Annotated in this window: 11 protein-coding genes and 1 pseudogene; 11 read left to right on the top strand and 1 reads right to left on the bottom strand. The window is 67.5% G+C overall.

Annotated features, from left to right (window positions below):
• Window positions 1-152: 152 nt before the first annotated feature.
• The 6 genes from CCR84_RS06525 to CCR84_RS06500 all read left to right on the top strand — a co-directional run bounded on the left by CCR84_RS06525 (window position 153) and on the right by CCR84_RS06500 (window position 6937).
• On the top strand, window positions 153-1196 hold the full coding sequence (locus tag CCR84_RS06525; protein WP_201210711.1) for a rod shape-determining protein: 1044 nt from the start codon (window positions 153-155) through the stop codon (window positions 1194-1196).
• Window positions 1197-1358: 162 nt separating this feature from the next.
• Entirely contained in the window at window positions 1359-2282 is a 924-nt protein-coding gene (mreC, locus tag CCR84_RS06520; protein ID WP_201210710.1) for a rod shape-determining protein MreC, read from the top strand.
• A 2-nt stretch (window positions 2283-2284) separates the two neighbouring features.
• Complete coding sequence (mreD, locus tag CCR84_RS06515; RefSeq protein ID WP_201210709.1) at window positions 2285-2806, top strand: rod shape-determining protein MreD; 522 nt, start codon at window positions 2285-2287, stop codon at window positions 2804-2806.
• A 10-nt stretch (window positions 2807-2816) separates the two neighbouring features.
• Window positions 2817-4715, top strand: a complete 1899-nt coding sequence (gene mrdA, locus CCR84_RS06510) for a penicillin-binding protein 2 (protein ID WP_201210708.1) — start codon at window positions 2817-2819, stop codon at window positions 4713-4715.
• A 3-nt stretch (window positions 4716-4718) separates the two neighbouring features.
• A complete protein-coding gene (gene rodA, locus CCR84_RS06505; protein WP_201210707.1) occupies window positions 4719-5840 on the top strand; it encodes a rod shape-determining protein RodA in 1122 nt (373 codons plus the stop codon).
• Between the two features lie 11 nt (window positions 5841-5851).
• On the top strand, window positions 5852-6937 hold the full coding sequence (locus CCR84_RS06500) for a septal ring lytic transglycosylase RlpA family protein (RefSeq protein WP_201210906.1): 1086 nt from the start codon (window positions 5852-5854) through the stop codon (window positions 6935-6937).
• A 230-nt stretch (window positions 6938-7167) separates the two neighbouring features.
• On the opposite strand, the gene CCR84_RS06495 is transcribed toward CCR84_RS06500, so the two are convergent.
• Window positions 7168-7779, bottom strand: a complete 612-nt coding sequence (locus CCR84_RS06495) for a 5-formyltetrahydrofolate cyclo-ligase (protein ID WP_201210706.1) — start codon at window positions 7777-7779, stop codon at window positions 7168-7170.
• A 144-nt stretch (window positions 7780-7923) separates the two neighbouring features.
• Here CCR84_RS06495 and CCR84_RS06490 point away from each other — a divergent pair, with 144 nt between their 5' ends.
• The 5 genes and pseudogenes from CCR84_RS06490 to CCR84_RS06470 form a co-directional block, all read left to right on the top strand.
• Window positions 7924-9987 (top strand): lytic transglycosylase domain-containing protein, encoded by a 2064-nt coding sequence (locus CCR84_RS06490; RefSeq protein WP_201210705.1) that lies wholly within the window; start codon window positions 7924-7926, stop codon window positions 9985-9987.
• Between the two features lie 157 nt (window positions 9988-10144).
• A complete protein-coding gene (locus CCR84_RS06485) occupies window positions 10145-11104 on the top strand; it encodes a complex I NDUFA9 subunit family protein (RefSeq protein WP_201210703.1) in 960 nt (319 codons plus the stop codon).
• 17 nt (window positions 11105-11121) lie between these two features.
• Window positions 11122-12354, top strand: a complete 1233-nt coding sequence (locus CCR84_RS06480) for a multifunctional CCA addition/repair protein (RefSeq protein WP_201210701.1) — start codon at window positions 11122-11124, stop codon at window positions 12352-12354.
• A gap of 1197 nt (window positions 12355-13551) precedes the next feature.
• A pseudogene (locus CCR84_RS16880) lies at window positions 13552-14745 on the top strand (IS1634 family transposase); the annotation flags it as partial.
• 1 nt (window position 14746) lies between these two features.
• A partial coding sequence (locus CCR84_RS06470) for a hypothetical protein (protein WP_420825384.1) occupies window positions 14747-15278 on the top strand: 532 nt, incomplete at both ends.

The raw sequence follows: 15278 nt of genomic DNA, 5'->3' as shown, positions 1-15278 counted from the left end.
CCTGCCGTGCGGCGACGACAGTCTGTCCGACGCCGGCAGGCGCCCGCGCGAAAAATGAGCAATCGCGGCAAGAGCTTAATTCGACGAAGCTTATAAGGTATCATAATTGCCCTTCTGGCCGCAGCCTCGGCGCCCCCCTCAGGATTCCCCGCATGTTCAGTTCTCTCCGCAGCTACTTTTCCAATGATCTCGCCATCGACCTGGGCACCGCCAACACGCTGATCTACCTGCGTTCCAAGGGAATCGTGCTCGACGAACCCTCGGTGGTCGCCATCCGCCTCGAAGGCGGGCCGAACGCCAAGAAGACGATCCAGGCGGTCGGCAAGGAAGCCAAGGAAATGCTCGGCAAGGCGCCCGGAGCGATCACGGTCATCCGTCCGATGAAGGACGGCGTGATCGCCGACTTCACCGTCACCGAGCAGATGCTGAAGCAGTTCATCAAGAAGGTGCACGACTCGCGCATGTTCTCGCCCAGCCCGCGCATCATCATCTGCGTGCCCTCGGGCTCGACCCAGGTCGAGCGCCGTGCGATCCGCGAATCGGCGATCGGTGCCGGCTCGTCGCAGGTGTTCCTGATCGAGGAGCCGATGGCGGCGGCGATCGGCGCCGGTCTGCCGGTCGCCGAAGCAACCGGATCGATGGTCGTCGACATCGGCGGCGGCACCACCGAGGTCGGCGTCATCTCGCTCGGCGGCATGGTCTATGCAGGCTCGGTCCGCGTCGGCGGCGACAAGCTCGACGAAGCGATCATGAACTACATCAGCCGCAACTACGGCATGCTGATCGGTGAGAACACCGCCGAAAACATCAAGAAGCGGATCGGCTCGGCCTTCCCCGGCGCCGAGGTGCGCGAGATGGAAGTCTCCGGCATCAACAAGGCCGAAGGCATCCCGCGCAAGTTCACGATCTCGTCGAACGAGATGCTCGAAGCGCTGACCGACCCCTTGAACCAGATCGTCTCGGCGGTCAAGTCGGCGCTCGAAAAGACGCCGCCCGAACTCGGTGCCGACATCGCCGACAAGGGCATGGTGCTGACCGGCGGCGGCGCACTCCTGCGCGACCTCGACCGCCTGCTGATGGAAGAAACCGGCCTGCCGGTGATCGTCGCCGACGACCCGCTCACCTGCGTCGCGCGCGGCTGCGGCATGGCGCTGGAAAAGATGGACAAGCTCGGCAGCATCTTCGCTTACGAGTGAACCGGACGCCTGCGGCAAGCGCCGGCCCGCCGCCTGAACTCGCGGCGCCGGCAGCTCCGCCAATCGGCATTTTCTCCCGTCCGCCGGACCGATCGACTACACTGCCACGTTGCTCTGCCTTCCCGCCGTGACCTGCGCTGATCCGGAGACCCTCTAGCGCCGATGGAGTATCAGCCTCCTCCCTTCTTCAAACGCGGACCGGCACCGCTGGCCCTGCTGACCCTCTACGTCGCCATCGCGGTCACGCTCCTGGTGCTTGACGCTCGCCTGCACACGCTCGAACTGCTGCGCCAGACCATCGGCACGCTCACCCATCCCCTGCAGGTCGCCGCCCAGCAGCCGCTGCGCCTGCTGGAGGGCATCGGCGAGCGCCTGCAGAGCGCATCGGTGACGCAGGACGAACTCGCACGCGTGCGCCGCGAGCACCTCGAACGATCCGCAGAAGTCCTGCGCACGCAACAGCTCGAGGCCGAAAACACGCACCTGCGCGAGCTGCTCGGCCTCGCCAAACGCGAGGAGATGGCAGCACGCGCCGCTTCGGTCGTGCGCACGGCACGCGATCCCTTCTCGCTGCGCATCGTGGTCGACAAGGGCACGCAGGACGACGTCGTCGCCGGCCAGCCGGTGATCGACGACAAGGGCGTCGTCGGCCAGGTGACGCGCGTCTTCCCCTTCGTTTCCGAAGTCACCCTGATCACCGACAAGGACCAGGCGGTCCCGGTGCAGATCGTGCGCAACGGCCTGCGCTCGGTCGTCTTCGGCACCGGCGGCGGCCGCCTGGAGTTGCGCTTCCTGCCGGCGAGCGCCGACGTCCAGGAAGGCGACATCCTGGTCACCTCGGGCCTCGACGGTGTCTTCCTGCCGGGGATCCCGGTGGCGAAGATCGAGCGCATCGAAAGCGACAGCGTCTACGCGTTCGCACGCATCCATTGCGTGCCGACGGCAGGCGTCGAGAACTTCAGCGAAGTGATGCTGCTCGCACCACGCAAGGCGAACGCACTTCCCGCCGAACTGGGCGAGAACGGCAGGCAGCCGCCCGGCGAGCGGCAGACGCGCGCCAGGAAGAAGCACGCGAGCGCGGAGTGAACATGCAGACGACCTTCACCTCCTCACGCATCCTGCTCCCGGTCAAGCCGTGGTTCATCGTCCTTTCGCTGTTCGTCGCGCTCGTGCTCAATTTCCTGCCGACCGCCGAGTGGCCCTGGATTCCCGACTGGGTCGCCCTGACGCTCATCTTCTGGAGCGTGCGCGAGAGCCGCCGCGTCGGCATGGGCTGGGGCTTCTTCCTCGGCCTCGTGATGGACGTCGCCGACAGCAGCCTGCTCGGCCAGCACGCACTCGCCTACGTGCTCGCCACCTACCTCGCCTCGGCGCTGTCGAAACGCATCCTCTGGTTCCCGCTCATGAGCCAGGCCCTGTACGTGCTGCCGCTGCTCATCCTGGTGCAGTTGATCCAGGTCGCGGTGCGCATCATCGCCGGTGCCAATTTCCCGGGACTGGAGTACTTCGTCTCACCGCTGATCGGCGCCCTGCTCTGGCTGCCGCTGACCTACGCGCTGCTGCTGCCGCAGTACCAGCCGGTAGAGCGCGACGCGAACCGGCCGATCTAGGGTCCGCGCCATGAGTCTGCGCCGACCCCTGGTGAACGCCAGCGACAACAACGATCGCTTCCGCTTCCGGCTGGCCGTATCGATGGCGCTGGTGCTGCTCGCCTTCGCGATCCTGCTCGCCCGCTTCGTCCACCTGCAGGTGATCCAGCACGACTACTACAGCACCCGCGCCGAGAACAACCGCATCTCGCTGGCACCGATCGTGCCGAACCGCGGCGTCATCGTCGACCGCAACGGCGTCGTCATGGCGCGCAACTACTCGGCCTTCACCCTGGAAATCACGCCGTCGAAGGTGGGCGATCTCGAGGCGACGATCGACGAGCTCTCCCAGCTCGTCGACATCCAGCCGAAGGACCGCAAGCGCTTCCGCAAGCTGCTCGAAGAGAGCAAGACCTTCGAGAGCCTGCCGATCCGCACCCGCCTCTCCGACGAGGAGGTGGCGCGCTTCGCCGCCAACCGCTACCGCTTCCCGGGCGTCGAGGTGCAGGCGCGCCTGTTCCGCCAGTACCCGCTCGGCGCGGTCGCTTCGCACGCGATCGGCTACATCGGCCGCATCAACAAGCGTGACCTCGAATGGATCACCGAGAACGAGCAGCTCGCCAACTACAAGGGCGCCGACCACATCGGCAAGATCGGCCTCGAGCAGAAGTACGAGTTCGTCCTGCACGGCCAGAGCGGTTACGAGCAGGTCGAGGTCGACGCCGGCGGCCGGGTCGTGCGCAGCCTGTCGCGGACCTCGCCGGTCGATGGCAACAACCTGACGCTGACGCTCGACACCGGGCTGCAGGAAATCGCCGAGAAGGCCTTCGGTAACCGCCGCGGCGCGCTGGTGGCGATCGAGCCTGCCACCGGCGGCATCCTGGCACTGGTGTCGACGCCGACCTACGACCCGAACCTGTTCATCGACGGCATCCGCACCGACGACTGGGAACAGCTCAACAACTCGCCCGACAAGCCGATGATGAACCGCGCGCTGAACGGCGTGTACCCGCCGGGGTCGACCTTCAAGCCGTTCATGGCGCTGGCGGCGCTGGAGACCGGCAAGCGCACCGCCGGCCAGGCGATCTTCGATCCCGGTTACTTCAACTTCGGCACGCACCAGTTCCGCGACGACAAGAAGGGCGGCCACGGCGTCGTCGACATGTACAAGTCGATCGTCGAATCCTGCGACACCTACTACTACATGCTCGCCAACGACATGGGCATCGAGTCGATCGCGCGCTTCATGGACCAGTTCGGCTTCGGCAGCCGCACGGGCATCGACATCGAGGGCGAATCGGTCGGCGTGCTGCCGTCGCCGGAGTGGAAGAAGCGTCGCTTCAAGCGTCCGGAACAGCAGAAGTGGTTCGCCGGCGACACCGTCTCGATCGGCATCGGCCAGGGTTACAACGCCTACACGCCGCTGCAACTGGCGCAGGCGACGGCGACCCTGGCCAACGACGGAGTCATGTACCGGCCGCACCTGGTGCGCCACATCACCGACAGCCGCACCGGCGAGAAGACGCTGATCGAGCCGCAACCGCTGCGCACGATCCCGCTCAAGCCGCAGCACATCGCGACGATCAAGCGCGCGATGGTCGGCGTCGTCAAGGAAGGGACCGGCGCCCGTGCCTTCGCCGGTGCCGCCTACGAGTCGGGCGGCAAGACGGGAACGGCACAGGTGTTCAGCCTGAAGGGCGAAAAGTACGAAGCCGGCAGGATCAGGGAACGCCTGCGCGACCACGCGCTCTACGTCGCCTTCGCCCCGGCCGACCAGCCGAAGATCGCGCTCGCCGTCCTCGTCGAGAACGGCGGCTTCGGCGCACAGTCGGCGGCGCCGATCGCGCGCCTGGTCTTCGATTACTACCTGCTCGGCAAGGCACCGAACGGACCGGCACCCGAAGACGCCTCGGCCACGGAGGAGGAATAGGCGATGCACGATCCGATCCGTCTCCCCGCCGTCTTCTTCCGCCTGCGCGCACGCCTGCTCGCCCATATCGACGTGCCGCTGCTGCTGATCGTGCTGGCGCTGATGCTTTGCGGGCTGGCGACCGTCTATAGCGCCACCTACGACGGCAACAACCGCGTCTTCGCCCAGTTCCTCAACATGGGACTGGGCCTCGCCGTGATGTGGGCGGTGGCCCAGATCCCGCCGCAGAAGCTGATGCGCCTGGCCGTCCCGCTCTACGTGATCGGCGTCGTCCTGCTGCTGCTGGTCTTCCTCGTCGGCATCCGCGTCAACGGCGCGCAGCGCTGGCTGTCGCTCGGCTTCGTGCGCATCCAGCCGTCCGAAATCCTCAAGCTCGCGCTGCCGCTGATGCTCGCCTGGTACTTCCACAAGCACGAGGCGACGCTGAAAGCCCGCCACTTCGTCGCTGCCGCCCTGCTCATGCTGGTCCCGCTGGCGCTGATCGCCAAGCAGCCCGACCTGGGGACCGCCATCCTGGTCGGCGCCGCCGGCTTCTACGTCATTTTCTTCTCCGGCCTGCCGTGGAAGGCGATCGGCGTGATGACGCTGATCGCCGGCGCCGCTGCACCGCTGCTCTGGTCGCACCTGCACGACTACCAGAGGAAGCGCATCCTGACGCTGATCGATCCGACTGCCGACCCGCTCGGCGCCGGCTATCACATCATCCAGTCGACGATCGCCATCGGCTCCGGCGGTGCCGTCGGCAAGGGCTGGCTCAACGGAACGCAGACGCACCTCGAATTCATCCCGGAACGCCACACCGACTTCATCTTCGCGGTATTCTCCGAGGAATGGGGGCTGCTCGGCAACGCGGTGCTACTCTTCCTGTACACCCTGCTGATCGCACGCGGAATGATGATCGCCGGCAACGCACCGACCCTGTTCTCGCGCGCCATGGCCGGCTCGATCACCCTGAGTTTTTTCACCTATATCTTCGTGAACATGGGAATGGTCAGCGGCATCCTGCCGGTGGTCGGCGTGCCGCTGCCCTTCCTCAGCTACGGCGGCACCGCCATCGTCATCCTCTGTCTGGCGCTGGGCGTGCTGATGAGCATCCAGACGCACCGGATGCTGGTGAAGAAGTAGGAGAGAGCGTGATGATTGTCCCCGCCTGGCGCACAGCCTGCCTGCTGCCGGCCGCAGCGCTGCTCGTCGCCGCCTGCGCCGGAACACCACCGGAGCGCGGCCAGGCTGCCCGGGCGACGGGCAAGGCGTCGGCGCAGCTGGCGCCTGCCGCGGCGGGTGCAGCGAGCACCAGAAGTGCCGCGCGGACGCCGCGCATGATCCCCGTGCCGAAGCGCGGCGGCGGCTACTACAAGGACGACGGCCCGGCCGAAGAGATTCCCGACAACCTCGACGAGACCCCCGATGCCGAGCCGCGGCTCGAGGCGCTGCACCGCTTCGCCAACAGGCCCTACGTCGCCCTCGGCCGCACCTACATTCCGAACACCGAGCTGCAAGCGCTGCGCGAGCGCGGCATCGCCAGCTGGTACGGGCGCAAGTTCCACGGCCAGCGCACCTCGATCGGCGAGCCGTACGACATGTTCGCGATGACCGCCGCACATCCGACGCTGGCGATCCCGTCGTACGCGCGCGTCACCAGCACGACCAACGGCCGCTCGGTGATCGTCCGCGTCATCGACCGCGGCCCCTTCCACGCCGGCCGGGTCATCGACCTCTCCTACGCCGCCGCCTGGAAGCTCGGCATCGTCGACGCCGGCAGCGGTCCCGTCGAAGTCGAGGCCATCGTTCCGCTCGAAGGCGGCTTCCCCTCGTCACCGGTGCTGCTTGCCTCTGCCGAGACCGGCGAGCGCACCCGGATCAGCGACGGCAGCAGCGGCGGTACGGGCGCGGCGCCGGCCTTCGGCGAGACCGACGAGCTGATGGAGCTGGTCATGCGCCTGGCCGCCAGCGAAGCCCCGCCGGCCACCGGCAACGCTTCGCTGCGTGGCGTCTTCCTGCAACTGGGCGCCTTCACCAGCGCGGACAACGCCGAGAGCCTGCGCAACCACCTGCAGCGCGATCTGGACTGGGTCGCCGAGCCGCTGCGCGTCGTCGCCGGCAACGGCATCCACCGCGTGCATCTCGGCCCCTACGCCAGCCGCGCCGACGCCGAGAAGAGCGCCGAACGCATCCGCGTGGCGCTTGGCTTCAAGCCGACCCTGGTGGGACAGTCCAGGTAGCGGAGCAGCAGCCCGTCATCGCGAGCCCGCAGGGCGTGGCGATCCAGTGCGTAGGGCTGACATCGCGTCGCCCGTGGATAGCAGGAAAGGGCGAGGAGACGGAAGAACGAACTGGATTGCCACGGCGCTACGCGCCTCGCAATGACGGTAGCGAATGGCTGCGTTTCATGCTCAGGGGCGGCACGACTCGCCATGAGCGTTAGCGCAGCGTAACCCGCCCCCCATCCATGCTATACCCTGAAACGATGGACACCCGCCTCGGTCACCAGCGCGTCGAGCGGCTGGTCGTGCGCCTGCGGCCAGACCGTCGTCACACGCGCGAACTCGAAACCGACCCCGATCGCCAGCGGTCGCGGCGACAAGGTCGCCAGCGTACGGTCGAAGTAGCCGCCGCCGTAGCCGAGCCGGTAGCCGGCAGCGTCGACGCCATTGACCGGGATCAGCAGCACCTCGGGAACGACCCAGTCGCCGCTGGCCGGATGGGGAATTCCGTGCCGGTCGAGCTCGAGGCCGGCGGTGGCAGCCTCGGCGTCAGCCGTGTAGAGCGCTGCCCCCGGCCAGGCGCGGAAGGCGAGCGGCGTTTGCGGCGCAATCACCACCGGCAGCAGCGCCTGAAAACCCGGTGCGGCGGCGCGCGCCCAGTCGCCGAGCAAGGGACGCAGGTCGGGTTCGTTGCTGACCGGCCAGCAGAAGGCGACGCGACGTCCGGCCAGCGCGGAAAAGCTGGCACGCAGGCAGGCTGCGATCGCCGCTGACCCGCTCACCCACTCGGCCGCCGACAGGGCGCGGCGCCGCGCGAGCAACTGGTGGCGCAGCGCCCGGCGCGCCTCGGCTGACTTCATGCCTTCCCCCCCTGTGCTATCCTCACGGCCTCATCCGTGCTCATGGCCGACCCGCCGCCACGCACCGCGCAGGCGGCCGGCGCCGACTCGGCGCAGCGATTCAGCCCACACCCGAACTCACGCTGCTCCGTGCAGCAGCTTACCATGAAGCCATTCATCGCCCCGTCCCCGAAGCACGCGCCGCGTTCCCTCATCGCCAGGGATGCCGGCGCACGCGCAGCCGCGCAGGCAAGGACCGGCGTCCGCGGCTGGATCGAGCGCGCCTGCCAGCTCGCGCTGGGTGCCTGCGTGCTGACGCTCGGCCTGATCCCGGCCGCGCAGGCGGAGTTCGGTGACGAGCAGGTCATCGCCGCCCGCGAAGCCTTCCGCGCGAACGACCGCGCGCGACTCGAGCGTCTGGCCCGGGAGACCCGGGAACACCCGCTCGCCGACTACGTCGAGTACTGGCGGATGGCGCAGGGGATGCGGACACTGAAGGAAGTCGATCCGGCGACGGTGCAGGCTTTCCTCGCCCGCAACGAGCGCAGCCATGTCGCCAACCTGCTCCGCGCCGACTGGCTGAAGCTTGCCGGCGCGCAGCGGCAATGGGAGCTTTTCGACAGCGAGTACGCGAAGCTGCCGCAGCCCGATCAGGAACTCGGCTGCTACTCGCTGCAGGCAAGACTGGCGCGCGGCGAGCTCGGCGCCAGCCGCGACGCGCTGCCGCTGTGGCTGCGGCTGCTCGAGCCGCCGGCAGCCTGCGCGCCGGTACTCGACGCCCTGGTCAGCGAGCAGAAGGTTTCCATCGACGACATGTGGACGCGCATCCGTCTGCAGTTCGAGGCGAACAAGATGCAGGCCGCGCGCGCCAGCATCAGGTACCTGCCGGCGACGCAGCAACCGGAGCCGGAGGTGGTAAACGGCGTCATCGACAGGCCGCTCGTCTTCCTCGTGCGCCTGCCGTCCGAACTCGCTGCCGACCGCGCAGCGCGCGAACTCGCGGCGCTCGCCATCCAGCGCATGGCGCGCAACGACCCGGCGCAGGCAGCGACGCAACTGGAACGGATCGAGACGGCGCTGCAACCCGGCGAACGCGGCTGGGCCTGGTCGATGCTCGGCTGGGAAGCCGCGCGCAGGCACCTGCCCGAGGCGCTCGACTGGTTCGGGCGCGCCGGCGACGCGCCGCTCAGCGAGACGGTGATCCAGTGGAAGGCGCGCGCCGCGCTGCGCGCGCAGGATTGGGAGGCTTTGCGCGCGACGATCGAGAAGATGCCGCCGGCCCTGGCCGCGCTTCCCGACTGGACCTACTGGCTCGGTCGTGCCTACCGGGCCGGCGGCCGCAGCGACGAAGCCAGGGCGCTGTTCAAGCGCATCGCCGGCCAGCCCAACTTCTACGGCAACCTTGCCGACGACGAGTTGAACCGGCCGATCGCGCCGCCGCCGAAGGCGCGCGAGCCGAGCGCCGAGGAACTCGACCAGGTCGCCGCACGCAGCAGCATCCAGCGCGCGCTGGCGCTGTTCCGCCTCAACCTTCGTGCCGAGGCGATCGCCGAGTGGAACTTCGCGCTGCGCGGGATGAACGACCGCGAACTGCTCGCCGCCGCCGAAATCGCACGCCGCGCCAACCTCTACGACCGCGCCATCGCCACCGCCGAGCGCACCCGCAACGAACACGACTACACGCTGCGCTATCTGTCCCCGTTCGACGACAGCGTTCGTCCGGTCGCCCGCCAGCAGTCGCTCGACGAGGCCTGGGTCTATGGCCTGATGCGGCAGGAGAGCCGCTTCATCACCAACGCCCGCTCGGGCGTCGGCGCGGCCGGGCTGATGCAGCTGATGCCGGCGACGGCGCGCTGGGTGGCGAAGAAGATCGGGCTCAAGGACTTTCGACCGAAGCACGTCGTCGATACCGACACCAACGTCCTGCTCGGCACCAGCTACATGCGCATGGTCCTCGACGGTCTCGACCAGGACCCGGTACTCGCTTCCGCGGCCTACAACGCCGGCCCCAGCCGGGCGCGCAAATGGCGTGCCGAAACGCCCCTCGAAGGCGCGATCTACGCCGAGACGATTCCCTTCACCGAAACGCGCGACTACGTGAAGAAGGTGATGAGCAACGCCGTTTATTATTCGGCACTGTTCGAAGGCAAACCGCAATCGCTGAAGTCCCGCCTCGGCGTCGTCGGCCCGCGCGGCACGAACGACGCCGGCGCCAGCGCGCTGCCATGAGCGCGCGGCCCCCCCTGCAACCAAGGGCGGCGGGCGCGGTCTGAACGATTGCCTGCCTGCCGCTTCACCTGCCACGCCGCGAACGGCGGCCAGCGCACAGCACGCGCTGAACGCAGCACCCAATCCGAACCCCGCTAACTGAATCTCCGAGAAGACCATGGCCCATCAGAACATCCTCCTCATCGGCGGCAGCGGCTTCGTCGGCGGCTGGATCGCCAGCCGCCTCGCCGAACTCGGACTGCGCGTGCGCATCCCGACCCGTCGCCACGAGCACGCCCGCCGCCTGACCCTGCTGCCGACGATCGAGACCGTCGTCGCCGACGTCAACGACCCGGACACGCTCGTCCGCCTGATGCAGGGCCAGGACGCGGTGATCAACCTGGTCGGCATCCTGCACGACCGCGACTCGCGCCAGCCCTACGGCCGCGGCTTCGCGCGCGCGCACGTCGAATTGCCGCAGAAGATCGTCGCCGCGATGAAGGCCACCGGGCTGCGCCGGCTGGTGCACATGAGCGCGATCGGCACCGCTGCCGATGGCCCGTCCGCGTACCTGCGCTCGAAGGCCGCCGGCGAGGCCGCGGTCTTCGCCGCGCAGGGTGAGCTCGACGTCACCGTCTTCCGTGCCTCGGTGATCTTCGGCGCCGGCGATGCCTTCCTCAACCTGTTCGCCAAGGCGCTCGCGCTCGCTCCGTTCTTCCCGCTCGCCGGCGCGCGCGCGAAGTTCCAGCCGGTCTATGCCGGCGACGTCGCCTTCGCCTTTGCCGACTGCCTGAACCGCCCGGAAACCTTCGGCCAGCGCTACGACCTCGCCGGCCCGCAGGTGTACACGCTGCGCCAGCTGGTCGAATACACCGGCGAACTGTGCGGCCACCGGCGCCCGATATTCGAGCTCGGCGATGGCCTCGCGCACCTGCAGGCGAACCTGCTGAAACTCCTGCCCAACCCGCCGATGACCCCCGACAACCTGCGCTCGATGCAGGTCGACAACGTCAGCGACGGCCAGCACGACTACCCGGGCCTGCATCCGACCGCGCTCGAAGCCGTGGCCCCCGGCTACCTGTCCCCACGCACGGCACGACACCGCTACGACGACTTCCGCCTGCGCGCCGGACGCTGATGCAGCCAGGCGCAAGGATGGAGATCTACGCCGTCGGCGGTGCGGTGCGCGACGAGTTGCTCGGGCTGCCGGTCAAGGACCGCGACTACGTGGTCGTCGGCGCGACGCCGCAGGCGATGCTGGCGCAGGGTTTCCGCCCGGTCGGCCGCGACTTCCCGGTGTTCCTGCACCCGCGCAGCAACGAGGAGTATGCGCTGGCACGCACCGAGCGCAAGAGCGGCCACGGCTACACCGGCTTCGTCGTGCATGCGGCGCCGGAGGTGACGCTCGAAGAGGACCTGGCGCGCCGCGACCTCACCATCAACGCCATCGCGCGCGCAGCCGACGGCCGCCTGATCGACCCCTGGGGCGGCATCGCCGACCTCGAAGCGAGGCTTCTGCGCCACGTCGGACCGGCCTTCGTCGAGGACCCGCTGCGCATCCTGCGCATCGCGCGTTTCGCCGCACGCTTTTCGGTGCCGCCGCATGAGTTCTCGGTGGCGCCGGAGACCATGGCACTGATGCGCACGATGAGCGCCGCCGGCGAGGTCGACTACCTGGTCGCCGAGCGCGTCTGGCAGGAGCTGGCGCGCGCGCTGATGGAAGCGCGGCCCTCGCGCTTCTTCCGCGTCCTGCGCGACTGCGGCGCACTGGCGCGCCTTTTGCCCGAAATCGACGCGCTGTTCGGCGTCCCGCAACGCGCTGACTTCCATCCGGAGATCGATACGGGCGAACACGCGCTGCTCGTCGTCGACCAAGCGGCGCGGCAAGGGCTGCCGCTCGCCGTGCGCTTCGCCGCGCTGGTGCACGACCTCGGCAAGGCGCTGACGCCGGCCGACATCCTGCCGCGCCATCTCGGTCACGAGGCACGCGGCATCGCGCCGGTGACGGCGCTGTGCACGCGCCTGAAGGTCCCGGCCGAGTGCCGCGAACTGGCGCTGCTGGCGACGCGTTTTCACGGTGACATCCACCGCGCCCTCGAACTGCGCCCGGCGACGATCGCCACCCTGCTCGAACAGACCGACGCGATCCGCCGGCCGCAACGCTTTTCACAACTGCTCGACGCCTGCGCCTGTGACCTGCGCGGTCGTACCGGCCACGAGAACGACCCGCACCCGCAGGCCGAACTCCTGCTGCGCGCGCTCACGGCGGTGCAGCAGCTCGACGCGGCGGCGATCGTGCGCAGCGTCAGCGATCCGAAGCAGATCCGCGAACGGCTGCACGCCGCCCGCGCCGACGCGGTGCGCGCGGCGCTGGGCACGACGGAATAGTCGGGTAGGTCGGCTTGACTTGAAACCGCCAAGCGCTGACGCCGCTGGCCGGAACTTCGGCCCGTCATCGCGAGCCACGAAGGTCGTGGAGACAGAGGAACGCACTGGATTGCCACGGCGCTGCGCGCCTCGCAATGACGGCGGTGCCAGGAGTGCATGAAGAGGCACTGAGACCGTAACCGTCATCGCGAGCCCGCAGGGCGCGGCGATCCAGTGCGTAGGACTGTTATCGGATCGCGCAAGCCGGCAAGGACGCAGAAATAGAAGAACGAGCTGGATTGCCACGGCTCTGCGCGCCTCGCAATGACGGCAGTGCCAGGAGTGCATGAAGAGGTACTGAGACCGTAACCGTCATCGCGAGCCCGAAGGGCGCGGCGATCCAGTGCGTAGATACTGTTATACGATCGCGCAAGCCGGCAAGGACGAAGAAATAGAAGAACGAACTGGATTGCCACGGCTCTGCGCGCCTCGCAATGACGGCAGTGCCAGGAGTGCATGAAGAGGTACTGAGACCGTAACCGTCATCGCGAGCCCGAAGGGCGCGGCGATCCAGTGCGTAGATACTGTTATACGATCGCGCAAGCCGGCAAGGACGAAGAAATAGAAGAACGAACTGGATTGCCACGGCGCTGCGCGCCTCGCAATGACGGCGGTGCCAGGAGTGCATGAAGAGGCACTGAGACCGTAACCGTCATCGCGAGCCCGAAGGGCGCGGCGATCCAGTGCGTAGGACTGTTATCCGATCGCCCGAGCCGGCAAGGACGCGGAAATAGAAGAACTAACTGGATTGCCACGGCGCTGCGCGCCTCGCAATGACGGCGGTGCCAGGAGTGCATGAAGAGGTGCTGAGACCATAACCGTCATCGCGAGCCCGAAGGGCGCGGCGATCCAGTACGTAGATACTGTTATCCGATCGCCCGAGCCGGCAAGGACGAAGAAATAGAAGAACGAACTGGATTGCCACGGCGCTGCGCGCCTCGCAATGACGGCAGCGGAAGTGCGCGTTTCATGCTCCGGGACGGCGCCATGACTGTTAGCCCGGGTTTAACAGCTATCCCCCCGATTTTGCCGATTTTCGGGGGGTGACACCCCGCAAACCCGCATGGTTGCTAGGGGTGGTCGCCGAAATCGTTTTGTAGTGACATAATATTTTAAGCGAGGCGACACAAACGCCTTGACTTCGGCTATCCTGACGCGATGTACATCCGCCGCGTCAAGACCCGCCGGACAAGCACCGGTGAAACCTACTACAGCCACCGCCTGGTCGAATCCCGGCGAGAGGGTGGTCGTGTCCGCCAGATCACCCTGCTCAACCTCGGTAGCCATTTCGAACTCGCGGAATGTCACTGGAACGCGCTCTGTCTGCGCCTGAGCCAGTTGCTCGGTCAGCAAGGGGTACTCGTCCCTGCCGATCTACCCGAAGGGGTGGAGAGCATGGCCCAGGCGCTGGCAGCTCGCCTCGTCGCCCGGGCGCCGGTCGCGGCGGCGCCGGCGGAATTCGTCGAAGTCGATGTGAGTTCGCTGCAACTGCTGCAGCCACGCTCGGTCGGCGTCGAGTCTGTCGGGCTGCATGCCTTGGCTCAGTTGGGCCTGGATGCCTTGCTGACGTCTCTGGGAATCAATGCCATCACCCGCGCCATGATCGTTGCGCAGGTGATCGGCCGTCTGGCCGCACCGGCATCCGAACTGGCGACCTGGCGATGGCTCGATGAGCGTAGCGCGCTGCCTGAACTGCTCGATCTGTCGTTGCCCGACCTGTCGATCATGCGCCTGTACCGGGCGGCTGACGCGCTGCTCAAGCACCAGGAAGCGATCGAGTCCCATCTCTTCGCCAAGGTGCAGGATCTGTTCAATCTCCCGGCCACCGTTTCCCTGTACGACCTGACCAACACCTATTTCGAGGGAGCCGCCGAGGCGAACACCAAGGCCAAGCGCGGCCACTCGAAGGAGAATCGGACCGACTGCCCACTGCTGACGCTGGGACTGGTGCTCGACAGCAGCGGCTTTGTCCGGCGTTCCCGCGTGCTGGCCGGCAACGCTGTCGAGTGCCGCACCCTGGCCGGGATGCTCCAGGATCTCGACGCGCCCAAGGGGGCGCTCATCGTCATGGATCGCGGCATCGCCACCGAAGCCAATCTGTGCTGGCTGCGCGAGGAAGGCTACCGCTATCTGGTCGTCAGCCGCGAGCGGACCCGGACCGCCCCGGAGGGTGAGACGATGGTGACGACGGCGGGTGGAGAAGCGATCCGGGTGGAGAAAGTGGTCGACGAAGCCGCTGGCGAGGTCCGTCTCTATTGCCATTCTCCGGGACGGGAACAGAAGGAAATCGGGATCAGTCAGCGCTTTTGCGAGCGCTTCGAGGCGGGGCTCAAGAAGCTCGCCGATGGACTGNGGGGCCAAGCTGCCGGAGACCATCCACGAGCGCATCGGCAAACTCAAACAGAGCAGTTTCGGGGCGGGCCAGCACTACGCCATCACCGTCGATACGAATGACGAACAAACCGAGGTGACCCGCATCACTTGGGAGAAGAAGCCGGTGGCAGGCAGTATGCTCACCGATCCCGGGGTGTATTGCCTGCGCAGCAACGAAACCACTTGGGACGAGGAACGCCTGTGGCGGACCTACATGATGCTGACCGATCTGGAAGCGGTCTTCCGCAGCCTCAAATCGGAACTGGGACTGCGCCCGGTCTATCACTCCAAGGAAGCGCGCGGCGACGGCCACCTGTTCATCACCGTGCTCGCCTACCAGTGCGTGCAGTTGGTCCGACGCCAACTGAAGGAGAAAGGGATCGACCTCGGCTGGCGCAACCTGCGCGACATCCTGTCCGTACAGCAACGAGTCACCGCCCGATTCACGCAGAGAGACGGCCGGACCTTGCATGTGCGCAAGGCGACCCAGCCCGAACCGAACCTCAGGGCGA

This window comes from Rhodocyclus purpureus (assembly GCF_016653115.1).
GTDB lineage: Bacteria > Pseudomonadota > Gammaproteobacteria > Burkholderiales > Rhodocyclaceae > Rhodocyclus > Rhodocyclus purpureus.
The sequence above is the reverse complement of the archived record's forward strand: the minus strand, read 5'-3'. Positions and strand labels throughout refer to the sequence as shown.

What these genes read in the sequence shown, in the direction of transcription:
- rodA (WP_201210707.1), top strand. Translation starts at nt 4,719, where the DNA reads ATGCACGATCCGATCCGTCTCCCCGCCGTCTTCTTCCGCCTGCGCGCA.
- CCR84_RS06490 (WP_201210705.1), top strand. Translation starts at nt 7,924, where the DNA reads ATGAAGCCATTCATCGCCCCGTCCCCGAAGCACGCGCCGCGTTCCCTC.
- CCR84_RS06485 (WP_201210703.1), top strand. Translation starts at nt 10,145, where the DNA reads ATGGCCCATCAGAACATCCTCCTCATCGGCGGCAGCGGCTTCGTCGGC.
- CCR84_RS06495 (WP_201210706.1), bottom strand. Translation starts at nt 7,779, where the DNA reads ATGAAGTCAGCCGAGGCGCGCCGGGCGCTGCGCCACCAGTTGCTCGCG.
- mreC (WP_201210710.1), top strand. Translation starts at nt 1,359, where the DNA reads ATGGAGTATCAGCCTCCTCCCTTCTTCAAACGCGGACCGGCACCGCTG.
- CCR84_RS06480 (WP_201210701.1), top strand. Translation starts at nt 11,122, where the DNA reads ATGGAGATCTACGCCGTCGGCGGTGCGGTGCGCGACGAGTTGCTCGGG.
- CCR84_RS06500 (WP_201210906.1), top strand. Translation starts at nt 5,852, where the DNA reads ATGATTGTCCCCGCCTGGCGCACAGCCTGCCTGCTGCCGGCCGCAGCG.
- mreD (WP_201210709.1), top strand. Translation starts at nt 2,285, where the DNA reads ATGCAGACGACCTTCACCTCCTCACGCATCCTGCTCCCGGTCAAGCCG.
- mrdA (WP_201210708.1), top strand. Translation starts at nt 2,817, where the DNA reads ATGAGTCTGCGCCGACCCCTGGTGAACGCCAGCGACAACAACGATCGC.
- CCR84_RS06525 (WP_201210711.1), top strand. Translation starts at nt 153, where the DNA reads ATGTTCAGTTCTCTCCGCAGCTACTTTTCCAATGATCTCGCCATCGAC.